General features: G+C 73.6%; 6 protein-coding genes. 1 reads left to right on the top strand and 5 read right to left on the bottom strand.

Going from position 1 to position 9,518, the window contains the following annotated elements; all coding sequences use genetic code 11:
• Positions 1-153 precede the first annotated feature (153 nt).
• Together AOK23_RS49130 and AOK23_RS42270 are read right to left on the bottom strand one after the other, a co-directional pair.
• Complete coding sequence (locus AOK23_RS49130) at positions 154-2,790, bottom strand: patatin-like protein (protein WP_055717691.1); 2,637 nt, start codon at positions 2,788-2,790, stop codon at positions 154-156.
• 103 nt (positions 2,791-2,893) lie between these two features.
• Positions 2,894-3,322, bottom strand: coding sequence for an OsmC family protein (locus AOK23_RS42270; RefSeq protein WP_055541002.1), 429 nt, complete (start codon positions 3,320-3,322; stop codon positions 2,894-2,896).
• Between the two features lie 195 nt (positions 3,323-3,517).
• Between AOK23_RS42270 and AOK23_RS42265 the strand changes: the two genes are divergently transcribed.
• Complete coding sequence (locus tag AOK23_RS42265) at positions 3,518-4,279, top strand: hypothetical protein (RefSeq protein ID WP_157878326.1); 762 nt, start codon at positions 3,518-3,520, stop codon at positions 4,277-4,279.
• On the opposite strand, the gene AOK23_RS42260 is transcribed toward AOK23_RS42265, so the two are convergent.
• The 3 genes from AOK23_RS42260 to AOK23_RS42250 all read right to left on the bottom strand — a co-directional run bounded on the left by AOK23_RS42260 (position 4,245) and on the right by AOK23_RS42250 (position 9,370).
• Positions 4,245-6,056 carry a vWA domain-containing protein gene (locus tag AOK23_RS42260; RefSeq protein WP_055717689.1) on the bottom strand — a complete coding sequence of 604 codons (1,812 nt, stop codon included), beginning with the start codon at positions 6,054-6,056 and terminating at the stop codon, positions 4,245-4,247. The genes AOK23_RS42265 and AOK23_RS42260 overlap by 35 nt on opposite strands.
• Entirely contained in the window at positions 6,053-7,114 is a 1,062-nt protein-coding gene (locus AOK23_RS42255; RefSeq protein WP_055717688.1) for an ATP-binding protein, read from the bottom strand. Before AOK23_RS42255 ends, AOK23_RS42260 begins: the two co-directional genes overlap by 4 nt.
• Before the next feature lie 144 nt (positions 7,115-7,258).
• Positions 7,259-9,370, bottom strand: a complete 2,112-nt coding sequence (locus tag AOK23_RS42250) for a phage holin family protein (protein WP_107103007.1) — start codon at positions 9,368-9,370, stop codon at positions 7,259-7,261.
• Positions 9,371-9,518: the final 148 nt, after the last annotated feature.

The following is a 9,518-nucleotide window of genomic DNA, read 5'->3' as shown; positions in this document are numbered from 1 at the left end:
CCGGGTCGCGCCCGTGGCTCCCGCGCCCGCACGCCTGCCCGCCGACCCATGGCTCCTACCACAAGCACAAAACTTGAGTGGCCTCTTGTCAATGGGGCAGGGGGGCGTCCCTCACCGGGGCACGGGGGCCAGGCGGGTGCGGCCGGGCGGGGGCTAGGTACGTCTGCGCACCGCGTGCGCCAGGCGCAGCGCCCGGCTCACACCGCCGAAGAGCAGGCGCCAGGACCACCGGTCGACCGTCGTGCGGACCGCGTTGGCCGTCACCACGGCGGCGTGTGACACCGTGTGCTTCAGCAGCCTGCTGTCCTTCTCCCGCCGGAAGGTCTCCTCCGAGATCCGGCAGGCGTTCAGGAACTCGTCGACGGTGTCCGGATCGACCGGCTGCCGGGAGTCGGGGTAGCGCCGCCGGTAGCGCTGGAGGAAGTCGGCCGCGGCCAGGGCGCCGCCCGCCTTCTGGTCCGCCTCGGCCTGTTCGGCGACACAGGGCAGTTCCTCCGCCGCGATCAGCCGCTGGAGGCCGAGCGCCACCCACATCGACGTCTGCGGCAGGCTCGCCGGCAGGGGCGTCGTGTCGTCCGCCGTGAGGAAGGCCAGCTCGGCGGGCTCCCCCGCGGACCCGGGGGTGAACACCCCGCTCGGCGCCTCGGTTCCGGCGATCTCCCTCAGCCGTTCCCCCACGGGCACGCCCTCGGCCGCGAGCGACTTCAGGCGCTGCGGGGAGAGCAGCACGTGGACGAGCCATCCGGCGCCGTCCAGCCGGCCCCACATCCAGTCGTTGGCCCGCCACGACCGCTTGAAGAAGGCCCCGAAGTGGTGGAGCTGCAGTCCGGTGAGTTTCTGCTCGGCCGTCCGGCGGTCGTCGAGCAGGGTGCGGGTGTCGGCGCTCATCTGGATCAGTTCCACACGCTGCCGGGCGGCCTGCTCGTCCGGGAAGATCACCCGCTGGGCGGCGAGCAGATCGAACAGCCGCCGCGCGACGGCGTCGGAGGGCGGCGGATCACCCGGCCCGGCCCCGGGCCCGGCCCCGGCCGGGGTCCCGGCCAGATAGGTCAGCAGCACCTTCCACGCCGGGTCCTGGTCGCCCCCGCCCGGCGCCCCGTCGGGGAACCGCCGCCGGGTCTCGAGGACCGCGTCCACCATCGTCCGCCAGGCGGCCGCCATCGCCGGCAGGTCCTGTGCGGTGGGCAGCTGTCCGGTGATCGCGGAGGCCCAGCCGGGCGTCCGGATCACGGCGCCCACGACGTCGTCGTCCGGGGGTACGTGGCCGAGCACCGTCTCGACGACCGGCCGGACCTCCGTACGGAGATCGGGCCCGCTCCGCTCCGGCATCGCGGCGTGCACCTTCCCGACCTGTTCCTCCAGGACCGTACGGATGTCGGCCGGTGCCTTCGCGCCGCTCTCCCGCAGCAGCCGCAGCACGGTGGCCTTGCCCGCGTCGAGCAGCGGCCGCCCGTAGCGGGCGAGCGCGTCGAAGACCTCCGCGTCCCCCGGCAGGGCCTCCGGCGGCGGATCGGCGCCCTCGATGACGTCGACCGCCCCGGCGGTGAGCCGGTCCAGGTCCGGGCCGAAGCCGACCGGGCGCTCCTCGGGGCCCGCGCCGCAGGCGATCATCTGGCCCAGGGTCTCCTCGGCGACGGCCCGGGCCAGCGCCCGCACATGCTTCGCGCGGTGTTCCCGGCGCAGGTCCGCGTCGCCGAGGTCGGCGCCCCGCACCGCCATCCGGGCCAACCGGGTCTCCGCCCGCAGCCGGCTCCTGACCCGCTCGTTGTGGGCGGCCAGGGCGCTCAGCTCGGCGCTGATGCTCTGGGAGGTGACGATGCCGAAGACCTTCAGCAGCATCGGCCCCAGTGACGGGACGTCGTCGGGCACGGGCGGCGCCGCGGGCCGTTCGGAGGCGCCGTCGGCGGACGGGACGACATAGGCCAGCACCCGGCGCACCTCGCGGGTCGCCGGCCGGTCGAAGACCGCCTGGAGCGCGGGCCCGATCGGGCGGTTGGCCAGCAGTCCCCCGTCGGCGCAGAACTGCGTCGCGGGCAGCCGCACCATGTAGGGGCCCATGTCGGGGCGCTCGTGGGTGGGCCTGCCCGCGGGGATGTAGGCCGGTTCGAAGGCCACGGGGTAGGAGGCGCTGGAGCGGGCCGCCCGAGCCAGCGCCCGGATCGTCTCCCGGCGGGCGAGGTCGTCGGCGGTGAACCGGAAGAGTCCCCGGTGGTCGCGGTCGTGGACGGTGCTGCCGTAGTCGTCCCGGAAGGGGTGCGGCATGCCGTCCAGGAGCGTCGTGGTGATGAAGACCCGTGTGGGATCGGGGTCGGTGTCGGGGCGGGGACGCTCGGCGAGGCCCGGCACAAGGTCCCGGCGGACGGTGTCGAGCCCCGTCTCCAGACCGCGCAGCAGTCGCTCCTCGCCCTGGAGGAGCGAGGGCGGTCGCGGCTCGTCCAGGTCGCGCAGGAGACTCCCGAGCGCGCCCTGGTCCAGCCACAGCGACCGCAGTCCGCCCAGGTCGCAGCCGCGTACGGTGGCGAGGCCCAGGAGGGCCGCGTTGATGCCGCCGGCGCTGGTGCCGGAGAGCACGTCGACGCTGACGTCGAGCCGCAGCAGGTCGAGCAGCCGCTTGTAGCGGGCGCGCACGAGCCCGGCCGGCGTGCCGGACGCGTCGGCACGCGCCGCGGTCGTCAGCAGGTTCAGCTCTCGGGCCACGCCGCCCATCCAGACGGCGAGGCTGAGGCCGCCGGTGAAGGCGACGGCGATTCTCAGCTCCGCGTCGGGCGCCGGCTGTGCGTCGTCACTCATGCGCCCAATGTGCTCGCCCCCGGAGACTCGCGCATCCGGGACGCCGACGGCCGGACCATCGCCCCCGAGGGGGTGACCGGTCCGGCCGCCGTGGACCCGCGGGTCAGGCCAGCTTGGCCGACAGGGTGATCGGCACGGCCTTGAGGGCCTGGCTGACGGGGCAGTTCACCTTGGCGTTCTCGGCCGCAGCGACGAAGCCCGCCTCGTCGAGGCCGGGCACCTCGCCCTCGACGGTGATGTGGATGCCGGTGATGCCCTCACCCGGCTGGAACGTCACGTCGGCGGAGGTGACGAGCTTGGTGGGCGGCGTGCCTGCGCCGGCGAGGGCGTGCGAGAACGCCATCGAGAAGCAGCTGGAGTGGGCGGCGGCGATCAGCTCCTCGGGGCTGGTCTTGCCGTTCGCCTCCTGCGTGCGAGCGGCCCACGTCACCGGCTGCTCGGCGATGGCGCCGGACGAGTCGAAGGTGACGACACCGTTGCCCTCGAGCAGGTTGCCTTCCCATACGGTGTGTGCGGAGCGCGTGGTAGCCACGGTTCTTCCTTTCACGTGGGTCCCGTTCCAACGGGGTCGGACCCATCCGATCACACCGAGCCGCCCCGGACCCAGCCGACGGGGCGGTGTCCCACCGCGGTCGACCGATCGTTCGCCTGACGTACATCGGGGGAACGCCGTACGGTCCGGGACCGTAGTCGGACTTTCCAAGTCTTCTGGGGCACAACGGGGTTGGTGCGCATGTGGAGCGAGGACAAGACGACGGGGACTGGGCGGACGGCGGTCGTGCACGTCTGCCGGAACGGCGGCCTGGCGGCGGCCGAGCTGGCCGCCGAGGCGTGTCATTACGCGCTCACCATGGGCCTCGCACCGCTGGACGAGCCCGCGTGGACCGTGGACGAGGTGGACACGGCGTTGGCCGCCCATCCGGACGCGGTGGTCGTCGTCCACCCCGGGCGGGGGCCGTTCGAGCGGTCACCGGACGACGGGGCGACACTGTGGAACTTCCCGCGGGCCGGTGCGGCGCTGCGGATGTGCGTTCCGGGGCGGAGCGGCGCGCAGCGCCGGCCGGCGCGGGCGGTCGGGCACGAGGTGGCGTTGCCGTTCATCGGGTCGCGGTGGTCGTTCGCCGTCCCCGGCGAGCTCTCCGACGACGACAGACGACGCTACGGTGACTGCCGGGCGTTCGCGGAGGCGGAGGGCATGTATGTGCCGCCGGGGTCATCGTCGTGGGAATGCATGGTTTGGATGGACGACTTGGTGAACGACATCCTCCCCCACGGGAGCACGCTGACCGTCCTGATCCATCCCGAGGTCACCGCCCCCGACCCCGGCACCCCCGACGAACCTCTGTGGCGGTGGCTGCGACAGGGCCGGGAGATCAGCTCGGGGCGCCGGAGAAAGCTGGATCCGCCCAGGCGGGCCGAGCGGAGTGCGTCACCGCGTGGCCCTCGCCGCCCGGTCACTGCACGCGGAACACCGGGCCGCGGGCGGTGAACGGCAGGCGGGCGCCCTGTGGGATCAGATAGGCGTGCTCGCGGCGTACGCGCAGCGGGTCGCACCAGCCGTCGGTGATGACGAGGAGGGGTGCGCCCGGCGGGAAGTCGTCGGCCCGCTGCAACAGGTCGATGCCGGGCTGGAGCACGGTGCCGCCGCGCCCGTGGACGCGGACGCGCCCGGCGATCTCCGTGACCGGGACGTAGCCCGCGTCGTGCGGGGCCGTGTCGCAGAAGACGACCCGCGCGGCCGGTACGTCGCGGGCCTCGGCGTAGGAGGCGATGGCGCCGAGGGCCTTGCCGAGCAGGACCCGGTTCATGGAGCCGGAGGTGTCGAGGACGACACCGAAGGTGCAGCGGGCGACCTCCTCGGGCGGGAAGTACCGTCCCGCGCGGGGGATGTCGGGGGTGGCGGACTGGCGGCGCGAGGGGCGCGCGTAGCTGCGTACGGGCTCGGGGCGGGGCACGAACTCGTCGAACCAGCGGGCGAGTCGAGCGTCCCACGGCAGAGGCGGGTGGGTGAGGGCGCGGATCTCCTCGACCAGGCCGCCCGGCAGATACCCGCGCTCCTGCCGCTGGTGCAGGTCCAGACCTCGGCCGAGGCCCCGCCGGTAGAACTCGTCGAGGTCGACGTAGTCGCCGGGGGCGCCCAGCGGGCCGCTCAGGATGTCGCCCGTGCCCTTGCCGCGCAGGGTGGACAGACGGCGCTTGCGGCGCAGGTCGCCGGCGATGCGGTCGTAGACCTCCTCGGCGGACAGGCCCTTCAGCTCGGGGTCGTACAGCAGCCCCTCGGGCATGGTGCCGACCTGCATCTCGCACAGCCAGCCGTTGATGACGTAGTCGGCGGCGACGTTGAACAGGTAGGGGTCACGGGTGCCGCAGCGGTCGCCGTGGCGCAGCGCGGCGTGCAGCATCTCGTGGGCCAGGATGAACCGCCACTCCTCGTCCTCGAAGTCGCGGAGCGGATTGATGTAGATCTCGCCCGCCGCCGCGTCGACGGCCGCGACGGCGATGTCGTGGGTGTGGGCGATGTCCGCCTTGGCGATGATCTTCATGCCGGAGGCGATGCCGCCGAGCAGGGGGTAGGAGGAGATGAACCAGCTCAGCGCCTCCTCCCAGGGCCGTTTGCGGACCGCCTCGCCGTCCAGGGAGTCACGGCGGCCGCCCGCCATGTCCATCGCGGCGGACATGGTCCCGGCGAGGGCGTGGGCGAACGCGAGCTGCCAGTCGGGGAGTTGTCCCGCCCACTTCGGCCAGGTCAGCAGGATCTGGTCGGCCTCGCTGTCGGCGGTGCCGCAGCGCTCGTACACCGTGGGCAGCCCGTCGCGGCGCCAGCGGGCGGCGAGCTGCTCCTCGTCGCCGTCCGGATAGGAGGTGGGCAGGTGCTCGGGGGCGTCGCCGATGGGGAAGGTGAGCAGGAAGCGGTTGACGACGACGCAGCGGGCCGCGAGGTCGAAGCGGTCGGGCTGCTCGCGTTCCCCCGTGGCGGCCGGGACGTGCCCGAAGCCGACGTGGAGGGTGGCGTGGGCGAGCGCCCACGCCCAGGTGCCGGGCGCGGCGAGCCGGTCGGGGTGGGCGTGCACCTCGCCCTCGGAATCGACGCGGACGAGGCCGTCGCGGGGGACCAGCCGGCAGTTCTCGTCGCGGCAGTGGGTGAGCCCCATGGAGCGCAGCGCCGGGTTGGCCCGCACCAGTGCCAGGCCTGCGGAGTAGGCGGCGCCGGCGGCGTCCCGCTTCTTGCGGCCCTTGCCCTGGTGCTGTCCGCCGGTCCGGCTCATCGGCGGGCCTCCACCAGCCGGGGCATGTCACGGGCCGCCTCGACCAGGAACCAGGCGGGCAGCACGGGGTGGCCGTCGGCGTCGGAGGCGATGACGGTCTGGGCGACCTCGACGGAGATCTCGGCGAGCTGCACCAGCAGGGACTTGGCGCGGTACGCGGTCTGCCGGGCGTTCGCCGACATGTGCTGCTTGCTGGCGGGCAGGTCCTTGACGAGTCGGCCGCGGAAGGAATCGGCGAGGAAGTACAGCAGGTCGCGGTCCTCCATGCGGCTCGGCCAGCGGGCGTCGCCCTTGAGGATCGCCTCGATGCCGAAGCGGCTGCGGACGACCTTGACGTAGCCGCAGAAGGCGACGGCGTGTGCGGGCGTCAGGGTGCCGTGGGCGAGGACCTGGAGGGTGTCCTCGTCGAGGCCCGGTCCAAAGGAGTGCAGGGCGTCGGAGAGCATGTGCCAGGAGCGCGGGGTGGAGAACGCCTCCTCCGTCTTCGGCGGCTTGGACCACAGGTGGTCCGGGCGGTCGGTGAGGTGGTCGACGATCCAGGGGTGGATGCCGCTGCCCGCCGCCCACACCAGCCAGTCCTTCGCGGACGCCTCCAGGTGGACGTGGGTGAGCCGGTTGACGAGCGCGGAGGCGACGGGGCGGGCGAGGGCGTTGTCGGTGGCGCGGTTGCCGGCGCCGATGACGATGGAGCCCTTCGGCAGTTCGTAGGTGCCGATGCGGCGGTCGAGGATCAGCGAGTAGAACGCCTTCTGGACGTCCGGCGTCGCCGCGTTCAGCTCGTCGAGGAACAGGCAGTACGGCTCGTCGCGGGCGATGGCCTCCGGCGGGCAGAACACCGAGCGCCCGTCGCGGATCTGCGGTACGCCCATCAGGTCCTCCGGGGCGAGCTGCGTACCGAGCAGGCTCACGCACTCCAGGCCCAGCGACTCGGCGAAGTCCCGCACCAGGGAGGACTTTCCGATGCCGGGGGCGCCCCAGACGAACACGGGCCGCACGGTGGCGAGGCCCAGCAGCAACTCGGGGAGACGGGACGGGGTGACGGTGACGGCTGCCTGCAAGGGGTGGGCTCCTGGGGTTGTCCTCCGGACGGTGCGCACCAGTGTGGGCGCCTGTGCGAAGAGGCGCAGCCGAATTTTTTGGTGCCGGGTGCCGGGTGCCGGGTGCCGGGTGCCGGGTGCCGCTCAGGGGTCCGCGCCGGGTGCCTATGCGTCTGCCGGGTCCTGTGGGTCGGCGGGTGCGGGTTCGTTCGGGCTGGTCGCGCGGTTCCCCGACCCCCTACGGGGCGCCTGCGCCCCCACCGGTATCTGCGGGCCGTCCGCCTCTCTCAGCCAGCGTCTGAGGACCCGGTGGATGTGTTCCGCTCCGACCAGCTCCTCTTCTTCCTCGACCGGTGCGGAGAGGGCCAGGGGGGAGAGGAGGAAGGGGCGGGACTGGCAGCCGCCGAGGCCGCCGTGGGAGCCGATCTGTTCCTCGAAGGCGAGGACCTCGCCCTCCTGGGGGTCGTACCAGGAGTTGACCATGATGTCGGCGGTGTGCGGGAAGCCGTGGGTGCGGCGTACGGCGTCGGCGGCGCCGGGGCCGAAGTCGGCCAGCGGTCCGGGACGGTCGTCGCTCAGTTCGGCGACGGGGGTCTGCGAGCCGTGCGCGCCGAGGACGAGGCCGCCGTGCTCCTCGCTGCGGACGAGGACGAAGCCGACGCCGGGGTGGTTGGCGAGGGTGGACAGCAGGGCGGGGTGGCGGGCGTCGATCTCCTCCCGGCTCATCCGGTGCGGCACGTCCGGGAAGGACACCAGGCCGAGGTTGCCGGAGGCGAGCACGACCGGCTCGGAGCGGCGGGCCGGGCGGTGTTCCTCGACGCCCTCCTCGACGGGGATGCGCAGCGCGGCGCGGACCGCCGAGCGGGCCTCGGCGCCGCTGTGGGTGCGCTCCGCCTTGCGCGGCACGGGCAGGCCGCAGCCGGCGCGGACCAGGTTGCCGAGGGTGAGACCGTAGCGGCCGAGGAAGGTCTCGCCGGGGCTCTGTCCGTGGTCGGAGAGCAGGACGATGCGGTAGGCGCGGGGGGCGTGTTCGGCGACCTGCGCGATCAACGCGAGGGAACGGTCGAGGCGTTCGAGGATCTTCTCCGCGTCCCGGCTGTGGGGCCCGGAGTGGTGGGCGACCTCGTCGTAGGCCACCAGGTCCGCGTAGATCGCGGCGCGCCCCGCGAACATGTCGCCGATCACCGCGGCGACGACGACATCGCGTTCGACGACGGTCGCGAACGCGCGGATGAACGGGTAGAGGCCGCCTCGTTTGACGCGGGGCCGCTGTTGGCGGAGCCGGGCGCGGGTGGACTGGCCGATCTCGCGCAGCACGTCGGCGACGAAGGACAGGGCGGTGCGGACCGCGTTGGCAGGGTCGGAGAAGTAGGCGAAGTACCCGGCGCGGGACCGGTTCTGCTTGCCCCGGCGGGCCGCGATGGACAGGACGAGCGCGAGCTGGTCGGCGCCGCCGCTGAAGAGGTTGCCGCGGCTCGCGCCGTCGACGGTGAGCAGGCCACCGTCGCCGGTGCGTTCGATGGCGCGGCGCTGGAGTTCGGCGGCGTTGGAGGGGCGGTTGCAGACCATCACCTCCTGGCTCTCCTTCTCGTACCAGCGGAAGGCGGGCACGTCGTGGTTGCTGCCGTGCAGGATGCCGAGCTGGCTGGCGCCGGTCTGGCTGGACCAGTCGGTGCGCCATGGGGTGAGCCGGTGGGTGGCGCGGACGTGCCCGGTGCCGGGCGCGGGCGCGCCGAGCCAGGCGGCGACGGTCGGCATCAGGCCCTTCGCGGTGGCCGCCTCCAGCACGTCGTGGCCGACGCCGTCGAGCTGGAGGAAGACGGTGCCGGGTCCGACGGGTCCGGGCGGCCCGTCGGCGTGCCTGCGGCGGCGGTCGGCCAGCCGGTACAGGCGGCGCCGGTACGCGTCGTCGTCGCGTACGGCGAGGGCGCCGCCGGTGGCGGAGGCGACCGCGGACATCACGGCGGCCACGACCACGGCGGTCTCGGGCGCGGCCTCACCCTGACCGGACGGGTTGATCCACAGGGCGATGAGGAGCAGCGAGCCGTTGAGGAAGAAGACCAGCAGGCCGAGGACGAGGGCGGGCACCAGCAGCAACGCCCGTACGAGCAGCGGCCACACGAGGGAGGACAGCAGACCGAAGACCCCCGCGCCGAGGGCTGCGGTGACGGCGATCTGGGTGGAGCTCTCGCCGGTGCTGGACTGGAGCCGGAAGTCGGGCAGGGCGCCCGCGAGCACCAGCATCGTCAGCGTCGACACCGCCCATACGGCCAGCATCCGCCAGAACCCGCTCAGCACCCTCCGCCAACGCTCACCGCCCACGTCCGGCCACCCTTACGTCCGGTTCCTGCGCCCAGCCTGTCACAAGGGCCGGGGAGCCGGGGTGGCACCGAGGGGTGGCACGGAGGCAGGGACGGGGCACCCG

The organism is Streptomyces torulosus (genome assembly GCF_001419765.1).
Classification (GTDB): Bacteria; Actinomycetota; Actinomycetes; order Streptomycetales; family Streptomycetaceae; genus Streptomyces; species Streptomyces torulosus.
This window is presented reverse-complemented; position numbering and strand designations above follow the sequence as displayed.

What these genes read in the sequence shown, in the direction of transcription:
- AOK23_RS49130 (WP_055717691.1), bottom strand. Translation starts at nt 2,790, where the DNA reads ATGAGTGACGACGCACAGCCGGCGCCCGACGCGGAGCTGAGAATCGCC.
- AOK23_RS42260 (WP_055717689.1), bottom strand. Translation starts at nt 6,056, where the DNA reads ATGAGCCGGACCGGCGGACAGCACCAGGGCAAGGGCCGCAAGAAGCGG.
- AOK23_RS42250 (WP_107103007.1), bottom strand. Translation starts at nt 9,370, where the DNA reads ATGCTGGCCGTATGGGCGGTGTCGACGCTGACGATGCTGGTGCTCGCG.